Source organism: Cellulomonas sp. A375-1, assembly GCF_001040865.1.
In the GTDB taxonomy this organism is placed as follows: Bacteria; Actinomycetota; Actinomycetes; order Actinomycetales; family Cellulomonadaceae; genus Cellulomonas; species Cellulomonas gelida.
In genome coordinates, this window is the sequence record NZ_LFKW01000152.1 from 1 (window position 1) to 25,957 (window position 25,957).

The following is a 25,957-nucleotide window of genomic DNA, read 5'->3' on the forward strand; positions in this document are numbered from 1 at the left end:
GCGGGCGCGCTCGTCGGCCCGACGCACCTCGCAGCCGCGGCGTCGGTCGGGCGCGCGACGCTCGTCGTGCACCGTCGGCCGCGCATCGCGGTGATCTCGACCGGCGACGAGCTCGTCGAGCCCGGCGCCGAGCTGCGGCGCGGTCAGATCCCCGACTCCAACTCCTGGCTGCTCGCTGCCGCGGTGCTCGACGCGGGCGCCGAGCCGCTGCGCCTCGGCCCTGTCGCCGACGACCCCGCCGCCCTGCACCGACTGCTCGTCGGCCTCGACGCCGGTGAGCACGGGACGGTCGACGGCATCGTGACCTCGGGCGGTGTGAGCGTCGGGGCGTTCGACGTGGTCAAGGCCGCGCTCGCCGACGAGCGGGGCGTCGAGTTCGTGCGCGTCGCGGTGCAGCCGGGTAAGCCGCAGGGTCTCGGCCGGCTCCCGGGCGGCACCCCGATCTGGACGCTGCCGGGCAACCCCGTGAGCACGCACGCGTCGTTCGAGGTGTTCGTGCGGCCCGCGATCCGCCGCATGCTCGGCCTCGCCGACGTCGAGCGGCCGCGCACGCGCGTCGTCGTCGGCGAGGGCTGGCGCACCCCGCCCGCGCGCGCCCAGCTCATGCCGGTCCGCCGCGTGCCGTCCGACGAGGTGCCGGCCGACGACGTGCGGTCCGACGGCGTGCGGTCCGACGACGTGTCGTCCGACGAGGGAGGCCTCCCGTGCGTCCGGCGCGCGACGCCGCGCGGCTCCGGCTCGCATCTCGTCGCGCGGCTCCCGCAGGCGCACGGACTGGCGATCGTGCCCGCCGACGTGGACGAGGTCCGCGCCGGTGACACCCTGGAGGTCTTCTGGACATGAGCGAGTTCACGCACCTCGACGCGCGCGGTCACGCGCGCATGGTCGACGTCACCGAGAAGAAGCCGACCGTCCGGTCCGCGACGGCGTCCGGGCTCGTGGCGTGCGGTCCCGCGGTGGTCGCCGCGCTGCGCGACGGGTCCGTGCCCAAGGGTGACGTGCTCGCGGTCGCGCGCATCGCGGGCATCGCCGCGGCCAAGCGCACGCCCGAGCTGTTGCCGCTCGCGCACGTCATCGGGGTGCACGGCGCGTCCGTGGACCTGTCGATCGACGACGACGGCGTCCGGATCACCGCGACCGTGCGCACCGCCGACCGCACGGGGGTCGAGATGGAGGCCCTCACGGCGGTGAGCGTCGCGGCGCTCGCGGTGGTCGACATGGTCAAGGGCCTCGACAAGTCCGTGCGCATCGCGGACGTCCGGCTCGAGGCGAAGACGGGCGGCAAGTCGGGCGACTGGCACCGGGCGTCCTGACGTGTGGGACGCGATCGTGCTCGCGGGCGGGGCGGGTCGCCGGCTGGGAGGTCTCGAGGCGGGCGTGGTGAAGCCCGAGGTCGTCGTCGCCGGGCGGGCGCTCGTCGACCACGCGCTCGCCGCGGTCGCGCAGGCGCGTCGGCGCGTGCTCGTCGCCCCGGACGCCCTGGCCCGCCCGGACGTCCCGACGACCCTCGAGGACCCACCGCTCGGCGGCCCGGTCGCGGGGATCGCCGCGGGCCTCGCGCTGCTGGAGGGGCTCGAGGAGGAACGCGAGCACGGGGCGGCCGACGTGGTCGTCGTGCTCGCGTGCGACGTGCCGCGCGCGGGCCTCGTCGTGGGGGCGCTCGTCGCGGCGGCGCAGGACCCCGGTGTGGACGGCGCCCGGCTCGTCGACGACGAGGGTCACCCCCAGCACCTCGTCGCCGCCTACCGCCGCACCGCACTCGTCCGCGCGCTCGCAGCGCTCCGCGCCGGTGCCGACGACGCCGACGACGTCGCCGCCGACCACCGCGCACCCGCTCACGACCGTGGTGTGCGCGGCGCCTCCGTCCGCCGGCTCGTCGCGACGCTGAGGCTCGCGGACGTCCCGGACCCGGGCGGCGCAGCCGCGGACGCCGACACCTGGCCGGCCATCCACCGGCTGGACGCCGAGCTCGCGTCGGCCGCACCCGACCGCCGGGGGGAGACTCGTACGACCGAACGGGCGGACGCGCACCCGGAGGGTGGCACCATCAGGGAAGCGCACAGCGAGCCGAGGGAGCGTCATGACTGATCCGCGTCGAGCACCCGGGGCCGACCTGCCGCTGTGGGTCGACCACCTGACCGACCGGCTCGGCGTCGAGCGTGGGCTCGTCGACGTCGACCGCCTGCTCGACCTGTCCAGCGAGGTCGCGCACTCGGTCGCGCGGCCCGCGGTGCCGGTGTCGATGTTCGTCGCCGGGCTCGCGGCCGCGGGACGCACGCCCGACGAGATCGCGGCGATCCTCGCGGACGTCGAGGCGGCCGCGAGCGCGTGGGACGACGAGTCCGCATGATCACCGTCCGCTACTTCGCCGCCGCGGCGGAGGCCGCCGGTCGTGACGCCGAGCAGGTCCCGGCGGGCACGGGTGAGGCGCTGCGCGCCGCGCTGGTCACGCGACACCCGGCCCTCGAGCCGATCCTCGGCCGGTGCGCGCTGCTGGCCGACGGGCGCCGCGTCGAGCCGTCGGACCAGGTCGCGCCCGGCGCGACGCTCGACGTCCTGCCCCCCTTCGCGGGCGGCTGAGCCCCGCCGGCGAGCCGCCGAGCGGGCGGGAGGGGACGGGGCGGGTGGTCAGCCGCCGATCGCGCTCATGGGACGGCGCGGCTGCAGGAACGTGGGGTCGTCGATGTCGTGGCCGGCCTTCTTGCCGGCCAGGCACTGCCGGTACGCGGCCGCGAGGCCCTCGTCGATCAGGGGCGCGGGCTCGTCGGACCGGAGGACGTCGCGCGTGTCGACCTCGGTCTGCGAGAACAGGCACGCACGCAGCTGCCCGTCGGCGGTGAGGCGCAACCGGTCGCACGCGCCGCAGAACGGCGCGGACACCGACGCGATGACGCCCACGGTCGCGGGCCCGCCGTCGACGTGCCAGAGCTCGGCGGGCGCCGCACCCCGGCCGGGGACCTCGGTGAGCGTGAACGCCGCCCGCAGCCGCTCGAGGATCTCCGCCTGCGTGACCATCTCGGTCCGGTCCCAGGTGTGTCCGCCGTCGAGCGGCATCTGCTCGATGAACCGCATCTGGTAGCCGCGTTCGACGGCGAACCGAGTGAGTGCGACGACCTCGTCGTCGTTCACGCCGCGCATCGCGACCGCGTTGATCTTCACCGGGTGCAGCCCGGCGGCGTCGGCCGCCGCGATGCCGGCGAGCGTCTCGACCAGCTTGTCGCGGCGCGTGAGCTCGGCGAAGCGCGCCCGGTCGAGCGTGTCGAGGGAGACGTTGACGCGGGTGAGGCCGGCGTCGCGCAGCGGGGCGGCGAGGGCGGGCAGGCGCAGCGCGTTGGTGGTGAGCGAGACCTCGACAGGCGCCCCGTCGGGGGTGGTGAGCGCGGTCAGGCGGCGCACGACGTCGACGACGTCCACGCGCAGCAGCGGCTCGCCGCCCGTGAGCCGGATCTCCCGGATGCCGAGCGCGACGCCCACCCGGGCGACGTGGACGATCTCGTCGGTGCTGAGCATGGTCGAGCGCGCGAGCCACGGGACGCCCTCGGCGGGCATGCAGTAGGTGCAGCGCAGCGAGCAGCGGTCGGTGAGCGAGATGCGCAGGTCGTGGTGCGCGCGGCCGAACCGGTCGACGAGCGTGCCCCGTGGGGGCACAGCCGGGGGCGCAGGAGGAGGCACGGCGGGCCCGGGCGGCGAGGTCGGCGGCGGAGTGGTCACAGCCCCACCCAGTGGTGGGTGCCGTCGGCGAGCAGCTCGCGCTTCCAGACCGGCAGGTCGGCCTTGACGGTCTCGACGAGCCGACGGCACGCGTCGAACGCCTCGGCCCGGTGCGCGGCCGCCACGGCCGCCACGATCGCCGCCTCGCCCACGCGCACGTGCCCGACCCGGTGGCTCACGGCGACGCCGAGCACGTCCTCGTCGGACGCGACCTGCGCGGCCAGCCGCTCGAGCGTGCGGCCCGCGTCCGGGTGCGCGCTGTACTCGAGCCCGACGACCTCGCCGACCACCGACGGGTCGTGGTCCCGGACCAGCCCGACGAACGTCGCCACCGCGCCCGCGCGGGGCCCGGACACATGTTCCACGTGAAACAGCAGGTCAAGCGGCTGGTCCGTGACGGCCGCGATCACCCGTGGTCTCCGCCCTCGACCTGGCTCAGCAGGTGGGGGAGCAGCGGCACGAGCACGACGAGCCCCTCCCGCACGCCGCCCGTCGAGCCGGGCAGGTTCACCACGACGACTCCCTCGGCGGTCACCCCGGCCAGCCCGCGGCTGAGCGTGGCGGTGGGCACGTCCGACGACCGGCGCAGCAGCTCGGGCACGCCGGGCAGCTCCTTGGCGAGCAGCGGGCGGGTGCCCTCGGGCGTCTCGTCGCGGGGACCGACGCCCGTCCCGCCGGACGTCACGACGAGCCGCGCCCCGCCGCTCACCGCCGCGAGCACCGCGGTGCGGACCGACTCGGCGCCGTCCGGCACGACGACCGGCTCGCCCACGGCGTACCCGGCCGAGCGCAGCAGCTCGACCGCGGCAGGACCGGACCGGTCCTCGCGCGTGCCGGCCGCGCAGCGGTCGGAGACGACCACCACGACCGCACGGGGTTCGCTCACCCGGCCAGGCTAACCACGCCTGCGCCCGATCTGCCCGGCGTCTCGCCGTGGAAACCCGGACCGGCACCCGCCGTCACCCGGCAGCGGTGAGCGGGTAGCCTTGCCCCAGCGTCGTCGGCCGGTCCGGTCTCAGCGGCGGACAACTGAACACGCTGCTCGAACCGAGGCGGGAGAGTCCCGCAGGAGCGGGCGCCGAAGGAGCAACCCTCCCCGGGAATCTCTCAGGCCCCTGTACCGCCACGGCGAGGCAACTCTGGAAAGCGGCCGGCCCACCACGGGACGGCCCACCGACGGTGCAAGCCGGCGCGCCCCGGGCTGGATCGACAGCCATGGCGGACCGGCAAAACTCTCAGGTCGTCGCGCCACGCGACGGATGACAGAGCGGGGAGCCCACCACCCGTCCCGGCGTCGCCGGACGACCCCCGGAGCAGCTCGTGTCGATCACCACGCCCCCCGCAGCCACCGCCCCCACGGGCGCCGGGCGCGTCTCGCCCGCCGCGCAGCAGTTCGTCGACCGGCACGTCGGGCCCCGCGGCGACGAGACCGCGCGCATGCTCGCGACGGTCGGCTACGACTCCCTCGACGCCCTGATCGACGCGGCCGTGCCGCAGAGCATCCGCAGCGGCCGCCCGCTGGACCTGCCGGAGGCGCGCGACGAGCACGACGTGCAGGGCGCGCTGCGCGCGATCGCGGACAAGAACCAGGTGCTGCGCCCGATGATCGGCCAGGGCTACTCCGGCACGATCACGCCGCCCGTGATCCGCCGCAACGTGCTCGAGTCGCCCGCCTGGTACACCGCGTACACCCCCTACCAGCCCGAGATCAGCCAGGGTCGTCTCGAGGCGCTGCTCAACTTCCAGACCATGGTCGAGGACCTCACGGGCCTGGCGATCGCGAACGCGAGCCTGCTCGACGAGGCGACCGCGGTGGCCGAGGCCGTGGCGCTCATGTGGCGCGTGCAGCGCGGCAAGGCGGGCACGGTCGTGCTCGACGACCAGCTCTTCGCGCAGTCCCTCGCGGTGACCGTGGGCCGCGCGCAGGCGATCGGCCTGCCCGTCGTAGTGGCCGACCTGTCCCAGGGCCTGCCAGACGTCGAGGGTGACCTGATCGGTCTCGTCGTGCAGCAGGTGGCCGCGTCCGGCCAGGTCCGGGACCTGCGGGACGTGATCGCGACGACGAAGGAGCGCGGCGGGCTGGTCACGGCCGCGACCGACCTCCTGGCGCTCACGCTGCTCACCTCGCCGGGGACGCTCGGCGCGGACGTCGCGGTCGGCTCGGCGCAGCGGTTCGGCGTCCCGTTGTTCGGCGGCGGCCCGCACGCGGCGTTCATGGCGGTGCGCACGGGCCTCGAGCGCATGCTGCCCGGCCGCCTGGTCGGCGTGAGCGTCGACGCGGACGGCGCGCCCGCCTACCGCCTCGCACTGCAGACCCGCGAGCAGCACATCCGTCGCGAGAAGGCGACGAGCAACATCTGCACCGCGCAGGCCCTGCTCGCGATCGTCGCCTCGATGTACGCGGTCCACCACGGCCCCGACGGCCTGCGCGCGATCGCGGACCGGGTGCACGCACGCGCCCACCGGCTCGCGGAGCTGCTCGTCGAGCACGGCGTCGAGGTCGAGCACGACGCGTTCTTCGACACCGTCCGGTCGGTCGTCCCGGGGCGGGCGCGCGAGATCGTCGCGCATGCCGCGCGCCTGGGCGTGAACCTCTTCGCACCCGACGACGACCACGTGCAGATCGCCTTCGACGAGACGACGACCCCGGCGGACCTGTCGCCGGTGATCGGCGCCTTCGCGCTCGCCGGCGCCACGACTCTCGAGGTCGACGAGCAGGGTCAGGTCGACTTCGGCTTCGTCGCGCAGGACCGTCCGAGCGCACCGCTGCCGGACTGGGCGACGCGCACCGACGAGTTCCTCACGCACCCGGTGTTCCACCTGTACCGCTCCGAGACCGCGATGCTGCGCTACCTGCGCCGGCTCTCGGACCAGGACCTCGCGCTGGACCGCACGATGATCCCGCTGGGCTCGTGCACCATGAAGCTCAACGCGACCGCGGAGATGGAGCCCATCTCCTGGCCGCAGTTCGCGGACGTCCACCCGTACGCGCCCGCCGACCAGACGGCCGGCTACGCCGAGCTCGTCACGCAGCTGCAGGACTGGCTCGCGGAGATCACGGGGTACGCGGCGGTGTCGGTGCAGCCGAACGGCGGCTCGCAGGGCGAGTTCGCGGGGCTGCTCGCGATCAAGGCGTACCACCACGCGCGCGGCCAGGCGCAGCGCGACGTGTGCCTCATCCCGGCCTCGGCGCACGGCACGAACGCGGCGAGCGCGGCGCTCGCGGGACTGCGCGTGGTCGTCGTCGCGACCGCCCCGGACGGCGAGATCGAGCTCGACGACCTGCGCGCGAAGCTCGAGCAGCACGGCCCGCAGGTCGCGGCGATCATGATCACGTACCCGTCCACGCACGGCGTGTACGAGGAGCACGTGCGCGAGGTCTGCGACCTGGTGCACGAGGCGGGCGGCCAGGTCTACATCGACGGCGCCAACCTCAACGCGCTCGTCGGCCTGGCGCGCCCGGGCGAGATGGGCGGCGACGTCTCCCACCTCAACCTGCACAAGACGTTCTGCATCCCGCACGGCGGCGGCGGTCCGGGCGTGGGTCCGGTCGCGGTCGCGGCGCACCTCGTGCCGTACCTGCCGGGCAACCCGACGACGAGCCCGACGCGCCCGTCCACGGAGGCCGACCCCGCGGTGCACGTGCCGCCCGTGTCCGCCGCGCCGTGGGGATCGGCCGGCATCCTGCCGATCTCGTGGGCGTACGTCGCGCTCATGGGCCCCGACGGCCTGCGCCGCGCGACCGAGGTGGCTGTGCTCGCCGCGAACTACCTCGCGACCCGCCTGCGCGAGCACTTCCCGGTGCTCTACACGGGCCCGAACGGGCTCGTCGCGCACGAGTGCATCCTCGACCTGCGCGAGCTCACCAAGGACACCGGCGTGACGGCCGAGGACGTGGCCAAGCGCCTGCAGGACTACGGCTTCCACGCCCCGACGCTGTCCTTCCCCGTGCCGGGCACGCTCATGGTCGAGCCGACCGAGAGCGAGGACCTGGCCGAGCTCGACCGGTTCGTCGACGCGATGGTCGCGATCCGCGCGGAGATCGACGAGGTCGCGGCGGGCACGTGGCCGCTCGAGGACTCGCCGCTGCGCAACGCGCCGCACACCGCGGCGTCGGTCACGGCCGACGAGTGGTCGCACCCGTACGGCCGCGAGCTCGCCGCCTACCCGCTGGCGAGCCTGCGCCGGAACAAGTACTGGCCGCCGGTCCGCCGGATCGACGGGGCCCGGGGAGACCGCAACCTGGTCTGCTCGTGCCCGCCGGTCGAGTCCTTCGCCGAGTGAACCCCGCAGGACGAGAGCACACCGAGGAGCACCGCATGAGCGAGCACGAGGCACGCCGGTCGCCGCTGCACGACGAGCACGTCGCGCTGGGCGCCGCGCTCACCGACTTCGCGGGGTGGCAGATGCCCCTGCGGTACGGCTCGGACGTCGCGGAGCACACCGCGGTGCGCACCGCGGCCGGGCTGTTCGACCTGTCGCACATGGGCGAGCTGTGGGTCACGGGACCGGGGGCGGGCGACGCGCTCGACCGCGCGCTCGTCGGGAACCTCACGGCGCTCGCCGTGGGCCGCGCGCGCTACACGATGCTCTGCGCCCCCGACGGCGGCGTGCTCGACGACCTCGTCGTGTACCGCCTCGCCGACGAGGACGGCGCGGCGCAGGCCTCGCGCCGCTACCTCGTCGTCGCCAACGCCTCCAACGTGGACGTGGTGCGCGACGCGCTCACGGAGCGGCTCGCGGGCCGCGACGACGTGACGCTCACCGACCGTTCGCTCGAGACCGCGCTCATCGCGGTGCAGGGCCCGCGTGCCGAGCAGGTCGTCGTCGGCCTGGTCGACGACCCGGCCGAGGCCGAGGCGGTGCGCACGCTCACGTACTACGCGTCCGTGCCGGCGCGCGTCGCCGGGCTCGACGCGCTCGTCGCGCGCACCGGCTACACGGGCGAGGACGGCTACGAGCTGTTCGTGCCCGCGCCGGACGCCCCCACGCTGTGGCGCGCGGTGCTGGACGCCGGCACGCCGCTGGGCCTGGTCCCCGCTGGCCTGTCCGCGCGCGACTCGCTGCGCCTCGAGGCCGGCATGCCGCTGTACGGCAACGAGCTCGACACCACGACGACCCCGCACGACGCCGGCCTGGGCCGCGTGGTCAAGCTCGACAAGGTCGACGACGAGGGTGCGCCCCTGCCGTTCGTCGGCCGCGAGCCGCTCGCCGCGCGCGCCGCGTCGGCGCCCGCGCGCACGCTCGTCGGGCTGCAGGGTCTGTCCCGCCGCGCCGCACGCCACGGCTACCCGGTGGTCACCGGCTCCGGCGCGGTCGTCGGGACCGTGACGTCCGGGGCGCCGTCGCCGACCCTCGGCCACCCCGTCGCGATGGCCTACGTGACCCCCGAGGTCAGCGCCGAGGGCACCGAGCTGGCCGTGGACGTGCGCGGCCGGCACGAGCCCGTGCGAGTGGTTCCACTTCCCTTCTACCGCCGCGACCGGTAGACCTCCTTAGTAGACGACGTACGAGAGCGGAGCACTTCCATGACTGACCTCCCCGCCGACCTGAAGTACACGCTCGAGCACGAGTGGCTGACCGACGGGAGCCCCGCGACGGTCGGCATCACGTCCGTGGCCGCCGAGGCGCTCGGCGACATCGTCTACCTCGAGCTCCCCGCGGTCGGGGAGTCGATCGACGCCGGCACCGTGATCGGTGAGATCGAGTCCACCAAGTCCGTCTCCGAGCTGTTCTCGCCGGTCTCCGGCACCGTGGTCGAGGTCAACACCGCGGCCGTCGACGACCCGTCGGTCGTCAATGCCGACCCGTTCGGCGCGGGCTGGCTCCTCAAGGTCGAGGTCACCACCGCCGGTCCGCTGCTCACCGCCGAGGAGTACGCCGCCCACGCGGCGGGCTAGGCGACGCCGGTCGGGGGAACCGTCCGGCACCGCCGACGACGCCGCGTCGCGGGTGACGCGCACATGGGCCGAACGGGTGAAAGCCCGGGGCCGCACCGGGGTCGGGTGTATCAGGCCGACGACCTCGCGTTCATTGTGGGCACAAGCGGGACGACCCGTGGGTGCGGATCACGGTGAGAAAAAGAAGTCGGGCGAAACGGCGTCATGGACGCGTGCCCGGCCCCTCTCATCCACCGAATGACCCACGGATGCCCGGCACTGCCGGGCCCGTGCAGCCGATCGGAGGACAAGATGAGCATGTTGGAGACCACCGGGACCGTGACGGTCGCGGAGACTCTCACCCGTCGTGAGCGCGTGGTGCTCGCGGAGCTTGCCGAGGACGTCACGCTCGAGGAGATCGCCACCCAGCTCTTCGTCACGCGCAACACCGTCAAGTCGCAGGTCCGCAGCGTCTACCGCAAGATCGGCGTCTCGACGCGCGCCGAGGCCGTCGCGTGGGCGGTCGAGCACGGCATCCGCTGACTCCCGCCTCGTCGACCCACGCCGCTCCACGACGAACGGTGGTCTCCGCTCCGGCGGACACACCCGACCGGCCCGCTCCCTCCAGGGCGGGCCGTCGTCGTCCCCGGGCCCCTTGGCGGTCCCGGTCGGGCGCTGTTCGACTGGCAGACTCACCGCATGGATCCCGTGCTCGTCGTGGCCGCCGCGATCGTCGACGACCTCGACGCGCCGTACGAGCTGCTCGCCGCCCGACGCACGACGCCCGCGAGCCTCGCAGGGCGGTGGGAGTTCCCGGGCGGCAAGGTCGACGACGGCGAGTCCCCGGTCGACGCGCTGCACCGGGAGATCCGCGAGGAGCTGGGCGTGCGGATCACGCTCGGTGCCGAGGTCGTCGGGCCCGACGACGGGCTGTGGCGGCTCTCCGAGAAGTACGTGATGCGGCTGTGGTGGGCCGAGCTCGCGAGCGGTACGCCCGAGCCCCTGGTCGAGCACGACGAGCTGCGGTGGCTGCCCCGCGCGCACTGGATGGACGTGCCGTGGCTCGACGCGGACGTGCGCATCGTCGAGTCCCTGCGCGTGCCCTGACCGCAGCGGTCAGGAGCCCCGCGCCGGTCAGGCGGGGGCCGGTCTGGCGAGTGCCGCCGCGATGCGGCTCACCGCGTCGGTGAGGATCGCCGGCGACGTCGCGAAGTTGAGCCGCACGAACCCGTCGCCTGGAGCGCCGAACGTGTGGCCCGGATTGACCGCGACGCGCCCCTCGGTGAGCACGCGCGCAGCCGGGTTGGCGTCGCCCGGGAGCTGCGCGCGCAGGTCCAGCCACGCGAAGTAGGTGGCGTCGCCGGGCGTCCAGGCGACCAGCGGCAGGTGCTCGTCGAGCAGGCCGCGCAGGTGCGCGCGGCTCTCACGCAACGAGTCGAGCAGCGCGTCCAGCCAGTCCCCGCCACCGGTCAGCGCCGCCGCGTGCACGAGCACCGGGACGTGGCCGACGCCCATGCCGACCAGCTCGGAGAGCCGGGCCAGGTCGGCCACCGCGTCCGGGCCGGGCACCGCGAGCGCCGCCTTGAGGCCCGCGAGGTTGAACGCCTTCGACGCGGAGTGCAGCGCGACCGCGTCGGGGATCACGGTCGTCGCCGAGGTGAACGGCTCGTCGAGCGCGAGCGGAGCGTGCACCTCGTCGGACACGACGCGCACGCCGTGCTCCGCCGCCAGCGCGCCGACCGCGCGCAGCTCGTCGGGCCGGTGCATCGTGCCCGTCGGGTTGTGCGGGTGGCACAGCAGGTAGGCCGCCCGGCGCCCGTCGGACCGGGCCCGCGCGAACGCCGCGTCGAGCGCCGCGAGGTCGAGGCGGCCGTCCGCGCCCAGGTCCGCCGTGACCACCCGGCGGCCGATGCGCTCGACGAAGCCGCGGAACGGCGGGTACACGGGCGGGTTGATGACGACCGCGTCTCCGGGGTCGGTGAGCAGCGACAGCACCTCGACCGAGCCCTGCATCACGTCGGGGACCAGCGCGATCGTCGTCGGGTCCACGGTCCAGCCCCAGCGACCCTCGGCGAACCCCGCGAACGCCTCCTGGTACGGCCGGCCCGCCGGGTACCCCGTGTCGCTGCGCCGCACGACGTCGGCCAGCGCCCGCTCGACCGGCTCGCACACGCGCACGTCCATCTCGGCGACGAACAGCGGCAGCACGTCGGCGGGGTAGCGTCGCCACTTCTGGCTCGTGCGGCTGCGCAGCTCGTCGAGGGGAACGTCGAAGACACTCACGGCTCGGACACTACCCACCCGGGCGCCCCCCACCCTCCACAGCCTGCGCCCCAGATGTCCGGTTCGCCGCTACGGTCGTCTCCCATGGACGCGAGCACCCTGCCTCCCGAGCTCGGGACCTCAGAGTGGCCCAGTCGGCGCCGGACCGGGTCGCGGTGGCCCTCGTCGCGGTCGCGTCCAGCAAGTACCGCAAGAGCATCAGCACGCCACGCAGGGTGACGAGGAGGCGGCGACCGTGAAGCAGAGCGATGCGACGTCCGGCCACACGGTCCGGCGTGGGCCCGCCCGCCGCCTGAGCGCGAGCGACCGTGCGGCATTCGAGGTCCTGGACGCCAAGCTCGCCCCTGGCGGTGAGTACGCCGTGAAGGCCGCGCAGCGTGAGAAGGATCGAGAAGCTCGCGATGCCGCGATCATGCGCCTGATCACCAAGGGTGCCTGAGCGGCAGGTGGCGCAGGGCGGGGAGAGCCCCGGGCGGGTGAGCCGGGGTCGGTCACGACCAACGGGCCGGCCCCCGCAGGGAGGACCGGCCCGTCGAAGGACGCGCGTCAGAGCGTGGCGCGGACCGTGCGGGTCGCCGCCAGGATGCGCTCGAGCGAGGGGGTGACCTCCTCGTAGCGGCGGGTCTTCAGCCCGCAGTCCGGGTTGACCCAGAGCTGGTCGACCGCGATCGCCTTCACCGCGTCGGTGAGGAGCTCGGTGACCTCCTCCTCGGACGGGACGCGCGGCGAGTGGATGTCGTAGACGCCCGGGCCGACCGCGCGCGGGTAGCCCGCCGCCGCGATGTCGCCGAGGATCTCCATCTTCGAGCGCGCGGCCTCGATGGACGTCACGTCGGCGTCGAGGCCGTCGATCGCGCCCATGATCTGGCCGAACTCCGAGTAGCACAGGTGCGTGTGGATCTGGGTGTCCGGGCGCACGCCCGACGTCGAGAGCCGGAACGAGCTCACCGACCAGTCGAGGTAGTCCGCGTGGTCCGCCTCGCGCAGCGGGAGCAGCTCGCGCAGCGCGGGCTCGTCGACCTGGATCACGGCGATGCCCGCGGCCTCGAGGTCCGCGATCTCGTCGCGCAGTGCCAGGCCCACCTGGTTGGCGGTCTCGCGCAGCGGCTGGTCGTCGCGCACGAAGCTCCACGCGAGGATCGTGACCGGACCGGTGAGCATGCCCTTGACGGGCTTGTCCGTGAGCGACTGGGTGTACGTGGTCCAGTCGACGGTGATCGGCTTCGGCCGCGAGACGTCGCCCCACAGGATCGACGGACGCGTGCAGCGCGAGCCGTACGACTGCACCCAGCCGTTGCGCGTGACCGCGAACCCGTCGAGGTTCTCCGCGAAGTACTGGACCATGTCGTTGCGCTCGGGCTCGCCGTGCACCAGCACGTCCAGGCCGATCCGCTCCTGCAGCTCGACGACGCGGCGGATCTCCGCCTTCATCTCCTCGACGTACTGCTCGTCGGTCAGCTCGCCCTTGCCGTGCGCGGCGCGGGCCTTGCGGATCTCAGGCGTCTGCGGGAACGAGCCGATCGTCGTCGTCGGCAGCGGCGGCAGGTTGAGGCGCGCGGCCTGGGCGATCTTGCGGTCGTCGAAGTCCCCGCGGTGGAACGCGTCCTCGGTCAACGAGCCGGTGCGCTCGCGGACCTCGGGCCGCACGACGCCCGGCGCACCGCGGCGCGAGGCGACGGCGTCGGAGGCCTCGAGCAGCTGCTCGTGGATCGCCTCGCGGCCCTCCGACAGGCCCTCGGCGAGCGTGACGACCTCGGCGACCTTCTGGTCGGCGAACGCGAGCCAGCTCTTCAGCGCGGGGTCCAGGTCCGGCTCGTCGGCCGTGTCGTGCGGCACGTGGAACAGCGACGTCGACGTGCCGACCGTGACGGCGGCGGCGCCCAGCACCTCGAGCTGCTCGAGCACCTGGAGCTTGGCGTCGAGGTCCGCGCGCCAGATGTTGTGCCCGTCGATGACCCCCGCGACCAGCGTCTTGGTCTCCAGGCCCGGGACGGCCTCGGCGGGCGCAGCGCCCTTGACCAGGTCCAGGCCGATCGCCTCGACATCGGTGGCGGCCAGCACCGGGAGCGCCGCGCCCAGGTCGCCGTACGGGGCGGCGACGAAGATCGCGGGCCGCTGCGGACGGGTCAGGTCGGTGCTCAGCGCGCGGTACGCCTCGACGGTCGCGGCGAGCAGGCGCTCGACCGGCACGTCGATGCTCTCCGAGACGAGCGCCGGCTCCTCGAGCTGCACCCACGTGGCGCCCGCGGCGGCGAGGTCCTGCAGCAGGTCGGCGTAGACCGGCAGCAGGTCGTGCAGGCGGTCGATCGGGGAGAAGTCCGCGGGTGCGCCCTCGGTGGCCTTCGCGAGCGCGAGGTAGGTCACCGGACCGACGATCACAGGGCGCGTGAGCACGCCCTCGGAGAGCGCCTCGACGAACTCCGCGACCGGACGCGTGCCCGCGTAGCGGAACGTCGTCTCGGGGCCGATCTCCGGAACCAGGTAGTGGTAGTTCGTGTCGAACCACTTGGTCATCTCGAGCGGCAGGTCGTCGCCGCGGCCGCGCGCCACGGTCGAGTAGCCCGCGAGGTCGAGTGCGCCGTCCTCGTCGACCAGGTCGGCGAACCGCGCGGGGATCGCGCCGACGACCGCGCTCGCGTCGAGCACGTGGTCGTAGAACGAGAACGCGCTCGGGATCGCGGGGACGTCCTTCGGCAGGCCGAGCTCGACCAGGCGGTCACGCGTCCGACGACGCAGCTGCGCGGCGGTCGCCTCGACCTCGTCGGCCGTCGACCGCCCGGCCCAGAACGCCTCGATGGCCTTCTTGAGCTCGCGGCGCGGCCCGATGCGCGGGTAGCCGAGCACGGAGCCGGTCGGGAACTGCGGGGTCTCGCTCATCAGGGTCCAGCCTTCGGTGTCGTGGTCGTGCAGGGGACTGACGTTCTGGGGTGGTGCTCGGGTGGTGCGTGGTTCTCGGGTCGTGCGTGGGTGCGGGCGGGCCGACGACGGGCGTCAGTCGCGACCGCGGCCGTCCAGGTCGGCGCCCTCGAGCAGGTCGAGCGCGGCGCCGTGGGTGTTGAACGTGTAGAGGTGCACGCCCGGTGCGCCGCCGTCGAGGATCCCGTTGATGAGGTCCACGCCCGCGCGGATCCCGCGGCGGTGCCGCTCGCGCTCGTCGTCCGCCGAGGCGAGCGTCTCGAGCAGCGCGCGGGGCACGGGGACGCCCGTGAGCGCCTGCACGCGCTCGAGGCGCGCCGGGTCGGTCGCCGGGATGATGCCCGGGATGATCGGGATGACCACGCCGGCCTCGCGCGCCTCGGCGACGAGCCCGAGGTACGCCTCGGCGTCGTAGAACACCTGAGTGATCGCGAAGTCCGCGCCCGCCTCCTGCTTGGCCAGCAGGGAGGCCACGTCCTGCGCTCGCGTGCCGCCCGTCGCCGCGTTGCCGCGCGGGAACGCGGCGACCGCGACCGACAGCGGCCGCACCCGCGCCCGCACTGCCTGGGCCGGGCTCGCCGTGCACCGGCGGCTCTCGATCTCGCGCAGCAGCCCGACGAGCTCGCTCGCGGTCGCCAGGCCGTCGGGGTGCGCCTGCCAGTCGTCCTGGCCGACGGGCGGGTCGCCGCGCAGCGCGAGGAACGAGCGGACGCCCTCGTCGAGGAACTCCTCGACGATCGTCGTGATCTCCTCGCGGCTCGTCCCGACGCACGTCAGGTGCGCGATCGGCGACAGTGACGTCTCCTGGAGCAGCCGGGACACCAGCGCGCGCGACGTCTCGCGCGTCTTGCCCGAGGCGCCGTAGGTCACCGAGACGAAGTCCGGGTGCACCGACTCGAGCGCCCGCACGGTCTCCCACAGGCGCGGGGCGGCCTGCGGGTTGCGCGGCGGGAAGAGCTCGAACGAGATCGTCGGGCGGTCGACGCTGCCCAGCGGACGCGGTGACGGCGCGACGTGCGTGCCGGTCACGGCGCGCGTCTCGGTCGTCGTGGTGGCGCCGGGCGCGGCGAGCGCGTCGGAGGGCCGCGGGGCGGCCACGGGCGGGACTGCGGTCGCGGCGCTCACGCGGACGGACCGTTCAGACACGAGGTCTGCGACATGTCGACTCCATCGGTCCTGGCGGAAGCACCCACACCCTCGTCGCGGAGGGGGGTTGCTGCGGCGTCAACGAGCCAGGTCTCTCGGCCGCTCTGGATGGTTGTCGTGATCGTAGGCCGGGAGCCCACATGCTGACCACGAGTTCTCACTTTGTGAGACCGGCGGGTCGCAGAGCGGACAGTCCACGACTGCGTCGGCCGTCGTGGAACGCGAGGGGGCGATCGCGTCCCTTGCTGGTGCGGCCCGGGGCGCGGAGGTCAGCCGAGCGGGCGCGGGCGCTGGTGGGGGATCTCGCCCCAGTTCAGGGCGCCGCCGGCCACCGACAGCAGGCCCGCCTCGACGGCCTCGAGCACGTCGGCGTCCGGTGCCTGGGCACCGGCCATGGCCTCCCGCGCACCGAGAACGGCTTCGAGCCGCATCTCGGGGTCGGGCATCTCGGTCATGCGCGGAACTGTAGCCGCGGTCCTCGATCAGGCGAAGTCCCGGCGCAGCGATCACCCGAGCGGAGCACACGCCGCCGCGACGGACACGTGTCCCGGGACCGGCGGCCGCGCCCGGGGCAACCGGGTCAGTGGGGTGCGCAAGGGCAGGTCACGAGGTGGTCGTCGACGAGTCCGCACGCCTGCATCGCCGCGTAGGCGGTTGTCGGCCCGATGAACCGGAACCCTGCCGACTTGAGCTCGCGGGCGAGCGCGCGCGACTCGGGCGTGGCCGCCGGGACGTCCGCCCACGACGCCGGGCGCACGTGCTGGGAGCGGTCCGGCGCGAACGACCAGAAGATCGAGTCGAGCGTCCGACCGGACGCGTGCAGGTCCAGCAGCGCGCGGGCGTTGGCGATCGTGGCCTCGATCTTCTGGCGGTTCCGCACGATGCTCGCGTCCCCCAGCAGCCGTTCGACGTCGTGCTCGTCGTACCCCGCGACGACCTCCGGATCGAACCCCGCGAACGCCGCCCGGAACGACTCACGCTTGCGCAGCACCGTGATCCACGCGAGCCCGGACTGGAACCCCTCGAGGGCGATCCGCTCGAACAGCGCCGCCTCGCCGTGCACGGGGACGCCCCACTCCTCGTCGTGGTAGCGCTCGTACAGTGGGTCCCCGTCCCCGAAGCACCGCCCGCTGACCCGAGGCGGCTCGGGTGCGCTCGCGGGCGCCAGCAGTGCGCTCAGGACATCGGGCGTGCGGACATCGGGCGTGCGGGCATCAGGTGTGAGCGCGTCAGGTGTGAGCGCGTCAGGTGGGGATGCAGCCATGGGGCGAGTCTGGCCCGTGGCACCGACACGCGTGGCCTCTTCGACACAACCTGTGGACGACGAGCGGTCACCCCCGCCGCACCCCCGCCCCCGCCCAGACTCGACCGGCCCCGACGCGACCCGCCGCGGCTCGACCCGACCCGACCCGACTCGACCCAGTGTCTGCTCCGGCTTTGGCGGCGGAATGCGCGAGTGGCCGCTGGGTCGTGGTCTCTCCGACCCGCGACCCAGCGTGTGCTCCGGCTCGGGCGGTGGGATGCGCGAGTAGGCGCTGGGTCGTCGTCTCTCCGATCCGCGACCCAGGGTCTGCTCCAGGTACAGCGGGGGGAGGGGCGAGCAGGCGCCGGGTCGTGGGGTTTCTAGTGATCGAGGCGGGGCTGCGGTGGCTCGGCGGAGCGTCAGGACAGCGCGGTGAGAAGCTTGCGGACGCGCTGCGGAGAGACCGGCGTCGGCGTGCCGAGCTGCTGCGCGAACAGGCTCACGCGCAGCTCCTCGATCTGCCACCGGACCTCGGCCCGGCGTGCCGGGTCAGCACCGGGCGCCGCGGCCAGCGCGTCCTCGAGGTCACGCACCTGCCACGCCAGGTCCGCGTCGCGCGCGGGGTTCTCCGCGGCCTTCGTCAGTCGGTACCGGGCCGCGCGCAGGTAGCGCGGCAGGTGCACCAGGCGGTCGGCACCCGTCTCGACGACGAAGCCCGCGTGCACCAGGCCGCCGGCCTGCGCCCGGACGTCCGAGGCGGTGGCCAGCAGCGCCAGGCTCGTCGTGCCCTTGAGGTCGACCTCGAGCTCGCGCCAGGCCGTGAGCACGTCGACGAGCGTGCCGACGAGCGCGTGCACCCGGTCCTCGAGCCGGTCGCGCAGCCACGTGCGCAGCTCGGCGTACTGCGCGGCGTCGCGGACATCCTGCGGGGCGCGGCGCGGCGTCCCGGCGCCGAGGTGCTCGGCGACGAGCGCGTCGATCGCCGCGAGCTGCACGTCCTCGACCAGCGCCTCGCGGCTGGGGTAGGGGTTGGCGGCCAGCGCGAGCGCCTGCGCGCCGCTCCAGCGCGACGTGACGCGCGCCGGGGCGAGCCCGATGTCGAGCAGCAGCAGGCGTCGCAGCCCGGCGCGTGCGGCGGCCGGGCGCGCGGACTCGTCGGCGAGCGTGCGCACCGAGACCGTCGCCGGTCCGCCCGCGCGCTCCTCGACCAGCGAGGGGAACGCGCGCACGAGCGTCGCGCCCGAGCGCACCTCGACCACCTCGGGGAGCGTGAGGTCGTCGGGCCACGTCGTGAGCCCGCTCCGCGTGACACCCTCCACGAGCGACCCCGCGGCCGACGAGCCCGTACCCGACGGGCCCCCCGCCGACGAGCCGGCAGCAGACGGACCCGCAGACGACAAGCCCGCAGCCGACGAGGCTCCCGACGATCCCCCGGCGCCCGCGGACGCACCCGCGCGGTCCGACGAGCTGCCCGGCACCGCGCCGCCCCCGCCGCCCGGCCGACGCCGTTCGTCGTCCCGCCCACGCCCGCGCGGCGCAGGACGGCCCGCGTCGTCGGCCACCAGACCCGCCTCGCGCATCGCCTGCCGCAGCGCGGACCGCACCGCCGTGTCGACCGCGTCCTGCGCACGCCCCGCGAGCCGGTGCTGCAGCGCGGCGAGGTCCTTGCCCTCGTCGACCACCCCGCCGCGGTCGCCGACCACCCGGAACGTCACGCGTAGGTGCGCGGGCAGCCGCTCGTCGTCGAACGCGTCGGCGGGGACGTCCACGTCCCGCACGGCGCGCACGGCCGAGGCGAACGCCTGGTGGAACGACGGAGCGGCGTCGCCGGCGCGGACCGTGTCGGCCCACGACGCGGTGTGCTCGCGCAGCCACGCGCTCACCGCGCGGCCCACGTCGGGTGCCGGGACCAGCTGCACGCGCACGGGCTTGGGCAGCGCGCGGATCGTCGCGACGACGAGCTCGTCGAGCAGCCCGGGCACCATCCAGCCGAACCCGTCGGGCGTCAGCCGCGGCAGCTGCGCGAGCGGGATGTGGACGGTGACCCCGTCAGCCTCGGTGCCGGGCTCGAACTGGTAGGTCAGCGGAAGCGACAGGTCGCCCTGCGGCCAGCGCGACGGGAACGACGACTCGTCGATCGCGTCGGCGTCGGACGAGACGAGCAGCTCGCGCGAGTACGTGAGCAGGTCGGGGTCGCGGCGCCGCGCGGTCTTCCACCACTGGTCGAAGTGCCGCGCCGAGACGACGTCGGCCGGCACGCGCTCGTCGTAGAAGTCGAACAGCGCGTCCTCGTCGGCCAGCAGGTCCGCGCGGCGGGCGCGAGCCGCGAGCTCGGTGGCCTCGGCGAGCAGGCGCCGGTTCTCGTGGAAGAACTCGTGGTGCGTGGTCCACTCGCCCTGCACGAGCGCGTGCCGCACGAACAGCTCGCGCGCCGCCTCCGGGTCGACCTTCGCGTACAGCACGCGCCGCCCCGCGACGACGGGCAGGCCGTACAGCAGGACGCGCTCGGTGCACATCGCGGCGCCCTGCTTGGTGGACCACGCCGGGTCGGAGTACGAGCGCTTGACGAGGTGAGCGCCGATCTCCTCGGCCCACGCCGGGTCGATGCGCGCGACGTCGCGCGCCCACAGCCGGGACGTCTCGACGAGCTCGGCGGACATGACCCAGGCCGGCGGCTTCTTCGCGAGCCCCGAGCCGGGGAAGATCGCGAACCGCGCACCGCGTGCCCCGAGGTACTCGTTGCGGCCCCTGCGGTCCGGCTTGCCCGGGGTGCGTCGGTCGCCACGACGAGCCGGCGCGGCGACCTCGGTGGCCTCCTGCATGCCCACGTGCGACAGCAGCCCCGCGAGCACCGAGCGGTGGATCGCGTCGGCGTCCCACTCCTGGCGCAGCTCGCCGCGCCGCGGCCCGCCACCCGCCTGCTCGTCGGCCGGGTCCCCGGTCCCGCCAGGTGAGCTCGCTGTGGCCGACGAGCCGACGAGATCGGCAGTCCGGTCCGAGCTCGGCAGTCCGGACTGCCGAACCGGCGTCGCTGTGCCGAGCTCGCCGCTGCCGCGCGCGCGGTCCGCCCCGGGCAGGTGCTTGGCCAGGTCCTTGAGCTGGGTCACCACGTCCTGCCACTCGCGGACGCGCAGGTAGTTGAGGTGCTCGCTGCGGCACAGGCGGCGGAACGCGTTGCCGGACAGCTCGCGCTGCTGCTCGCGCAGGTACGTCCACAGGTTGAGGTAGGACAGCAGGTCGGAGGTCGGGTCGGCGAACCGCGCGTGCAGCGCGTCGGCCTTCTCGCGCTCCTCGGACGGGCGTTCGCGCGGGTCCTGGATGGACAGCGCGGCCGCGACGACGACGACCTCGCGCAGCACCCCGCGCCGCGCCGCCTCGACGACCATGCGCGCGAGCCGCGGGTCCACGGGCAGCTGCGCGAGCGCGCGACCCGTCTCGGTGAGCCGCGTCCCGCCCGCGCCCGTCTCGATCGCGCCGAGCTCGGTCAGCAGCTGCACGCCGTCGCGCACCGCGCGCACGTCCGGCGGGTCGACGAACGGGAAGTCCACGACGTCCTCGGGGGTCGCCGCGACGCCCACCGCGATCATCTGCAGGATCACGGACGCGAGCGACGTGCGCAGGATCTCCGGCTCGGTGAACCGGTCGCGGCGCTCGAAGTCCTCCTGCGAGTACAGCCGGATCGCGATGCCGTCGGCCACACGACCGCACCGGCCCGAGCGCTGGTTCGCCGACGCCTGGCTGATCGGCTCGATCGGCAGCCGCTGCACCTTGGTCGCCTTCGACCAGCGGCTGATGCGCGCTGTGCCCGGGTCCACCACGTACCGGATGCCCGGCACGGTCAGCGACGTCTCCGCGACGTTCGTCGCGAGCACCACGCGGCGGCCCTGGTGCGACGAGAACACGCGGTGCTGCTCGGCCGCCGACAGCCGCGAGTACAGCGGCAGCAGCTCGACCGCCTGCGGGTGCCGCGGGTCGGTGACGCGCGTGCCGAGCGAGGCGCGCAGCGCGTCGGCCGCGTCGCGGATCTCACGCTCGCCGGACAGGAACACCAGGATGTCGCCGGGTCCCTCCGCGCTGAGCTCGTCGACGGCCTCGGTGATGCCCGTCATGAGGTCGCGCTCCCGGACCGCCTGACGTGCCGGCGCACGGGACGACGAGCTCGCGGCCGACGATCGCGCGCCGCCCTTCGTCGGACGGGACGACGAGCGCCCCCCGCGACCCGGACGCTCGTCGGACTCCGTGAGCTCGTCCTCGTCGTCGACGCCGAGCGCGTCCGGCGACAACGGCCGGTACCGCAGCTCGACCGGGTACGTCCGGCCCGTGACCTCGACCACCGGGGCGGGGACGCCGTCGGGGTGCTCGGGCGTCGCCGGTCCCGCGAAGTGCCGCGCGAACCGGGCCGAGTCGATCGTCGCCGAGGTGATGACGACCTTGAGGTCCGGGCGGCGCGGCAGCAGGCGCGTGAGGTAGCCGAGCAGGAAGTCGATGTTGAGCGAGCGCTCGTGCGCCTCGTCGATGATCAGCGTGTCGTACGCCAGCAGCAGCGGGTCGCGCTGGATCGCCGCGAGCAGGATGCCGTCCGTCATGACCTTGACGAGCGTGTGCTCGCTGGACGTGTCCGTGAAGCGCACCTGGTACCCGACGAGCTCGCCGAGCGGCGTGCCGATCTCCTGCGCGATGCGCTCCGCGACGCTGCGGGCCGCGATGCGCCGAGGCTGGGTGTGGCCGATCTGGCCCTCGCGGCCGCGGCCCAGGCCCAGCACGATCTTGGGGATCTGCGTCGTCTTGCCCGAGCCGGTCTCGCCCGCGACGACGACGACCTGGTGGTCGCGGATCGCCGCGGCGATGTCCTCGCGGCGCGCGCTGACCGGGAGCTCGGGCGGGTAGGTGAGCGGGGGCAGGACGGCCGCCGCACGTGCCTGCGCGGCACGTGCTCGTCGTGCCGCGCCCCCGCCGCGCGGGTTCGTCGTCTGCCCACCCTGCGTCTGTTCGGTCGTCGTCCGGCCCTGCTGGCCCTGGCGTCGCTTGCCGGGGCGGCCCCGGCGCTGCCCTGCGGGCTGGTCTCCCGACTGCTCACCCGAGCGACCGGAGGCGCGGCGGGGACGGTCCGCGCGGTCCGGGTGCTGGGGCTGGTCGGTGGTCACGACCTCCCATCCTCCCAGGTCTGCCCGGAGGTCCGCCCCTGGATTCCGCTGAGCCGGGTGCGAGCGGTCCCCGTGTGATGAGGTGGGGGCATGACTGGGCAGGACGGAGAGCGCCGAGCGCTCGCGGCGCTCGAGGCGTCAGGGATCGGGTTCGAGATCACGCGGCACGGGCCGGTGCGCTCGCTCGCGGAGGCCGCGGCGGTGCGGGGCGTCGAGCCGGGGGACGTCGTGAAGTCGCTCGTCGTGCGGCGCGGCGACGACGACTACCTGTTCGTCCTCGTCACGGGTGACCGCGCGATCTCGTGGCCCAAGCTGCGCGCGCTCCTCGGCGTCTCGCGGCTGTCGCTGCCGGACGCCGGGACCGCGCTGGAGGTCACCGGGTACGAGCGCGGCACGATCACGCCGTTCGGGTCGCTCACGGCCTGGCCGGTGGTCGCCGACGAGCGCGTGCGGGGGCGGCGGGTGTCGATCGGCGCGGGTGCGCACGGCGTGGCCGCGACCGTGGACGGCGACGACCTGGCGCGCGCGCTGGAGGCGACCTTCGCGGACGTCACGCAGGACGCGACGCCTGCCTGAGCGACGCCCGCCTGTGCGCCCTGCCGCTCGGCCTGCGGATCGCGTCCTGCGGATCGTGTCCCGCGGGTCGTGTCCCGCGGAGCTGGTCCCGCGGATCGTGTCCCGGGGGGACGAGGACGGGGGCCGCGACGCGGACGTCGCGACCCCCGTCGGGATCGATCAGGACCTCACGAGGCCCAGGTCGCTCAGAGGTGCGGGGCGGTGCCCGGGACCGGCGGCGTGACGGGCGCGCGACCCTTGGCGTGCGTCAGCGCGAGCGAGGCCGACTCACCGGAGTCGAGCTTCCACGCGAACGGCTGAGCACCCGTGCAGGTCTTGGTGCCGAGCGCGGCCTTGCCCGTGAGCAGGTAGTTCGTCAGCGTCGTGTCGACGCACTTCGACGAGCCGAACGCGGTGTGGCCCCAGCTGTTGCTCGAGATGAACGAGGAGTTCTTCAGGAGCTTGGCGGCCTTGTACGCACCGCGGTAGTTGGTCGCGGGGTCCCACTTGTTGCCGATCACGAGGATCGGGGCGGACGTGGCGGCCGAGAAGCTGCCGCGGTAGGAGTCCTCGTCCTTGGCCGTCCACGTGGACGACGCGCACGGCGCCGAGGCCCAGGTCCACAGCTGACCGAAGCCACCGCCGGTCTTCTCCGCCTCCTGGCCCGCCTTGGTCCAGGCCGACGCGTTCGCCGGGTTGAGGCCGTCGGTGCACAGGACGGACTGGAAGGCCTCGGGCGAGTTGTCGTACGGGTACCCGAAGCCGGGCGCCTTCGCGAGCCTGGCGATCTCGCGCTCGTCGGCGTCCTTGAGGTCCGTGAAGTCCTTCATGCGCTTGGTGAGCTGCTTCTTCGCGGCGTTCCACGCCTTGCGCTCGGCGCTCGTCTGGGGCTGCTGCTGCAGCGTGATCAGCATGTCGAGGTCCATGTCGACCCACGCCCAGCCGTCGGACGAGTACAGGTCGCTCAGGAGCAGCGACATGACGAACGGGTAGTCGATGATGAAGCCGTCGCCCAGGTCGATCGGCTTGGCCTTGACCTTCTTCGCGAAGGAGTCGAACAGCGCGGTCGGGTTCGAGCTGCGCTGCGCGAGCATGCAGTACTTGGGGCCCTTCACGCCGCAGCGCCGCAGGATCTCGCGGAACGCCTTCCATGCGCCGTCACCGGAGGCGATGCGCTGCGTCTGCGGGATGTTGGCGGTCGCGGCGCGACCCTGCCAGCCGGCCGGGTCCACGACGCCGTCGATGACGATCGCGCGGACGCGGTCCGGGTAGAGGTTCGCGTACACGTTGCCGAGGTAGGTGCCGTAGGAGAAGCCCAGGAACGACAGCTTCGAGTCGCCGAGGGTGCGGCGCAGCACGTCCATGTCGCGCGCGACGTTCGCGGTCGACATCGACGCGGACAGCGGCTGGCCCGTGGTCGAGCAGGCCGTGCCGAACTTCTTGGCGGCGTTGATGTAGTCGATCCGCGTCGCGACGGTCGCCGGGTAGGCGTTCTCGAGGATCGGCAGGAGCGCGTCGGTCTGCGCGCCGAGGTTGCGCCAGCAGGAGACGTTCGAGCTGAAGTTCGTGCCGCGCGGGTCGATCCCGACGACGTCGAACCGCTTGACGATGTCCGCCGGGAGGAAGTACGCCGCGTTGGCGGCGAGCGAGACGGCCGAGCCGCCCGGGCCGCCGGGGTTCACGAAGAGCGTGCCGAGCTTCTTGGTCGGCTGCGTGGCGCGCGAGCGCAGCACGGCGACGCTGGTCTGCTCACCGGTCGGGTCGTCGTAGTCCAGCGGGAGGTCGACCGTCCCGCAGTCGACGCCGGGGCCGACCACGTTGGTGCAGTCGAACCAGTCGATGTCAGCGGTGACGGAGTCGACGCGGGCCGCCTCCGCGGCGCTCGTGCGGTCGGCGGGCGTCAGGGCGGGCGTCGCGGCGGGCGCGGCAGCGGGGCCGGCCGCGGTGGCGGCGGTCATCGACGACGCCGTCAGGGCCACCGTGACGACGAGCGCCGCGAGGGCGGACGCGCGAGTTCGGGCTTGCATGATGAGAAACCCCCTGTCATCAGGTACGACGCCGGGCCGGGTCGGCCTGGTCTCCCGTCGTACTGAGAGCAACCCTGGCGTCTCGGCAGGCCGCGTGGGGTCCCCCCAGGGGATGATGTCGTGTGAAGAATCGGTGCAGGCGGTGCCGATCGGACGCTCGCGGCCTGTCCACCGCAGCGGTGTCGGACGTGGCGGATACCGTCCGGCTCATGCGGATGCTGCACACGTCGGACTGGCACCTGGGCCGGTCGCTGCACGGGGTCGACCTGCTCGACCACCAGGCGGCGTACCTGGACCACGTGGTCGACGTCGTGCGCACCGAGCAGGTCGACGCGGTCGTCGTCGCGGGGGACGTCTACGACCGTGCGATCCCGCCGGTCGAGGCGGTCACGCTGCTCTCGGAGACGCTCGCGCGGCTCGCCGAGCTGACGACGGTCGTCCTGACGTCGGGCAACCACGACTCGGCGACGCGGCTGGGCTTCGGTGCCGCGCTCATGCGCGAGCGCGTGCAGCTGCGCACGCGCGTCGCGGGCCTGGACCGGCCGGTCGAGGTCACCGACGACGAGGGCCGCACGCTCCTCGTGTACGGCCTGCCGTACCTCGACCCGGACACCGTGCGCTCGCAGCTCGCCGAGCCCGGTGCGCCCGTGCTGGCCCGCTCGCACGAGGCCGTGACCGCCGCCGCGATGGCGCGCGTGCGCGCCGACCTCGCCGCGCGCGCGGGCGGGCCGCGGACGCGCTCGGTGGTCGTCGCGCACGCCTTCGTCGTCGGGGGAGTGGCGAGCGAGTCGGAGCGGGACATCCGGGTGGGCGGCGTGGACCACGTGCCGTCGCACGTGCTCGGCGGCGTCGACTACGCGGCGCTGGGGCACCTGCACGGGCCGCAGGTGGTCAGCGGACCGGCCGGCACGACGATGCGGTACAGCGGCTCGCCGTTGGCGTACTCGTTCTCCGAGCAGCACCACACCAAGTCCAGCGTGCTCGTCGAGCTGTCGGGCGAGCAGGTGCGCACCGAGCTCGTCGCCGCTCCCGTGCCGCGCCGGCTGGCCGACG

Annotated in this window: 23 protein-coding genes and 2 riboswitches; of the genes, 13 read left to right on the plus strand and 10 right to left on the minus strand. The window is 74.3% G+C overall.

Going from position 1 to position 25,957, the window contains the following annotated elements:
- The 5 genes from CWIS_RS16280 to CWIS_RS16300 form a co-directional block, all read left to right on the plus strand.
- Positions 1-843: molybdopterin molybdotransferase MoeA (locus CWIS_RS16280; protein ID WP_048344395.1), on the plus strand; the 843-nt coding region annotated here is incomplete at its 5' end.
- Positions 840-1,313, plus strand: a complete 474-nt coding sequence (gene moaC, locus CWIS_RS16285; RefSeq protein ID WP_048344396.1) for a cyclic pyranopterin monophosphate synthase MoaC — start codon at positions 840-842, stop codon at positions 1,311-1,313. The genes CWIS_RS16280 and moaC, both read left to right, overlap by 4 nt.
- 1 nt (position 1,314) lies before the next feature.
- Complete coding sequence (locus CWIS_RS16290) at positions 1,315-2,088, plus strand: molybdenum cofactor guanylyltransferase (protein ID WP_082156549.1); 774 nt, start codon at positions 1,315-1,317, stop codon at positions 2,086-2,088.
- Complete coding sequence (locus tag CWIS_RS16295) at positions 2,081-2,350, plus strand: DUF6457 domain-containing protein (protein WP_048344397.1); 270 nt, start codon at positions 2,081-2,083, stop codon at positions 2,348-2,350. The genes CWIS_RS16290 and CWIS_RS16295 overlap by 8 nt, the downstream gene beginning before the upstream one ends.
- On the plus strand, positions 2,347-2,580 hold the full coding sequence (locus tag CWIS_RS16300) for a MoaD/ThiS family protein (protein WP_048344398.1): 234 nt from the start codon (positions 2,347-2,349) through the stop codon (positions 2,578-2,580). The genes CWIS_RS16295 and CWIS_RS16300 overlap by 4 nt, the downstream gene beginning before the upstream one ends.
- Before the next feature lie 48 nt (positions 2,581-2,628).
- On the opposite strand, the gene moaA is transcribed toward CWIS_RS16300, so the two are convergent.
- From moaA to CWIS_RS16315, 3 genes are read right to left on the minus strand one after another with little or no spacing between them, the layout of a single operon-like run.
- Entirely contained in the window at positions 2,629-3,648 is a 1,020-nt protein-coding gene (moaA, locus tag CWIS_RS16305) for a GTP 3',8-cyclase MoaA (protein ID WP_141369936.1), read from the minus strand.
- Positions 3,649-3,707: 59 nt separating this feature from the next.
- Positions 3,708-4,121, minus strand: coding sequence for a molybdenum cofactor biosynthesis protein MoaE (locus CWIS_RS16310; RefSeq protein ID WP_048344399.1), 414 nt, complete (start codon positions 4,119-4,121; stop codon positions 3,708-3,710).
- A complete protein-coding gene (locus tag CWIS_RS16315; RefSeq protein ID WP_048344400.1) occupies positions 4,118-4,597 on the minus strand; it encodes a molybdenum cofactor biosynthesis protein B in 480 nt (159 codons plus the stop codon). Before CWIS_RS16315 ends, CWIS_RS16310 begins: the two co-directional genes overlap by 4 nt.
- 157 nt (positions 4,598-4,754) lie before the next feature.
- Positions 4,755-4,844: riboswitch (glycine riboswitch) on the plus strand.
- A gap of 193 nt (positions 4,845-5,037) precedes the next feature.
- Here CWIS_RS16315 and gcvP point away from each other — a divergent pair.
- The 5 genes from gcvP (at position 5,038) to CWIS_RS16340 (ending at position 10,697) form a co-directional block, all read left to right on the plus strand.
- A complete protein-coding gene (gcvP, locus tag CWIS_RS16320; protein ID WP_197080879.1) occupies positions 5,038-7,995 on the plus strand; it encodes an aminomethyl-transferring glycine dehydrogenase in 2,958 nt (985 codons plus the stop codon).
- A 35-nt stretch (positions 7,996-8,030) separates the two neighbouring features.
- Positions 8,031-9,200 (plus strand): glycine cleavage system aminomethyltransferase GcvT, encoded by a 1,170-nt coding sequence (gene gcvT, locus CWIS_RS16325; protein WP_048344402.1) that lies wholly within the window; start codon positions 8,031-8,033, stop codon positions 9,198-9,200.
- A 39-nt stretch (positions 9,201-9,239) separates the two neighbouring features.
- The gene (gene gcvH / locus CWIS_RS16330; RefSeq protein ID WP_048344403.1) at positions 9,240-9,611 is read left to right on the plus strand and encodes a glycine cleavage system protein GcvH; all 372 of its coding nucleotides are present in this window, start codon (positions 9,240-9,242) and stop codon (positions 9,609-9,611) included.
- A gap of 291 nt (positions 9,612-9,902) precedes the next feature.
- On the plus strand, positions 9,903-10,133 hold the full coding sequence (locus CWIS_RS16335) for a LuxR C-terminal-related transcriptional regulator (protein ID WP_048344404.1): 231 nt from the start codon (positions 9,903-9,905) through the stop codon (positions 10,131-10,133).
- Positions 10,134-10,289: 156 nt separating this feature from the next.
- On the plus strand, positions 10,290-10,697 hold the full coding sequence (locus CWIS_RS16340) for a (deoxy)nucleoside triphosphate pyrophosphohydrolase (protein ID WP_048344405.1): 408 nt from the start codon (positions 10,290-10,292) through the stop codon (positions 10,695-10,697).
- 27 nt (positions 10,698-10,724) lie between these two features.
- Here CWIS_RS16340 and CWIS_RS16345 read toward each other — a convergent pair whose 3' ends face one another.
- Positions 10,725-11,873, minus strand: coding sequence for a MalY/PatB family protein (locus CWIS_RS16345; protein ID WP_048344406.1), 1,149 nt, complete (start codon positions 11,871-11,873; stop codon positions 10,725-10,727).
- Between the two features lie 235 nt (positions 11,874-12,108).
- Between CWIS_RS16345 and CWIS_RS16350 the strand changes: the two genes are divergently transcribed.
- Complete coding sequence (locus CWIS_RS16350) at positions 12,109-12,312, plus strand: hypothetical protein (RefSeq protein ID WP_048344407.1); 204 nt, start codon at positions 12,109-12,111, stop codon at positions 12,310-12,312.
- A gap of 107 nt (positions 12,313-12,419) precedes the next feature.
- On the opposite strand, the gene metE is transcribed toward CWIS_RS16350, so the two are convergent.
- The 5 genes from metE to CWIS_RS16375 form a co-directional block, all read right to left on the minus strand.
- Positions 12,420-14,750 carry a 5-methyltetrahydropteroyltriglutamate--homocysteine S-methyltransferase gene (metE, locus tag CWIS_RS16355; protein ID WP_048344408.1) on the minus strand — a complete coding sequence of 777 codons (2,331 nt, stop codon included), beginning with the start codon at positions 14,748-14,750 and terminating at the stop codon, positions 12,420-12,422.
- A 114-nt stretch (positions 14,751-14,864) separates the two neighbouring features.
- Positions 14,865-15,914, minus strand: coding sequence for a methylenetetrahydrofolate reductase (locus CWIS_RS16360; RefSeq protein ID WP_082156551.1), 1,050 nt, complete (start codon positions 15,912-15,914; stop codon positions 14,865-14,867).
- A 39-nt stretch (positions 15,915-15,953) separates the two neighbouring features.
- Positions 15,954-16,050: riboswitch (SAM riboswitch) on the minus strand.
- A gap of 154 nt (positions 16,051-16,204) precedes the next feature.
- Positions 16,205-16,390 carry a hypothetical protein gene (locus tag CWIS_RS16365; RefSeq protein ID WP_048344409.1) on the minus strand — a complete coding sequence of 62 codons (186 nt, stop codon included), beginning with the start codon at positions 16,388-16,390 and terminating at the stop codon, positions 16,205-16,207.
- 125 nt (positions 16,391-16,515) lie between these two features.
- On the minus strand, positions 16,516-17,199 hold the full coding sequence (locus CWIS_RS16370; RefSeq protein ID WP_082156552.1) for a DNA-3-methyladenine glycosylase I: 684 nt from the start codon (positions 17,197-17,199) through the stop codon (positions 16,516-16,518).
- 398 nt (positions 17,200-17,597) lie between these two features.
- Positions 17,598-22,322 (minus strand): DUF3418 domain-containing protein, encoded by a 4,725-nt coding sequence (locus CWIS_RS16375; RefSeq protein WP_048344410.1) that lies wholly within the window; start codon positions 22,320-22,322, stop codon positions 17,598-17,600.
- Between the two features lie 90 nt (positions 22,323-22,412).
- Between CWIS_RS16375 and CWIS_RS16380 the strand changes: the two genes are divergently transcribed.
- Positions 22,413-22,898, plus strand: a complete 486-nt coding sequence (locus CWIS_RS16380; RefSeq protein ID WP_048344411.1) for an aminoacyl-tRNA deacylase — start codon at positions 22,413-22,415, stop codon at positions 22,896-22,898.
- Between the two features lie 185 nt (positions 22,899-23,083).
- Here the strand turns inward: CWIS_RS16380 and CWIS_RS16390 are convergent, their stop codons facing one another.
- The gene (locus CWIS_RS16390; RefSeq protein ID WP_048344413.1) at positions 23,084-24,904 is read right to left on the minus strand and encodes an alpha/beta hydrolase; all 1,821 of its coding nucleotides are present in this window, start codon (positions 24,902-24,904) and stop codon (positions 23,084-23,086) included.
- Positions 24,905-25,113: 209 nt separating this feature from the next.
- Between CWIS_RS16390 and CWIS_RS16395 the strand changes: the two genes are divergently transcribed.
- A partial coding sequence (locus tag CWIS_RS16395) for an exonuclease subunit SbcD (protein ID WP_048344419.1) occupies positions 25,114-25,957 on the plus strand: 844 nt, incomplete at its 3' end.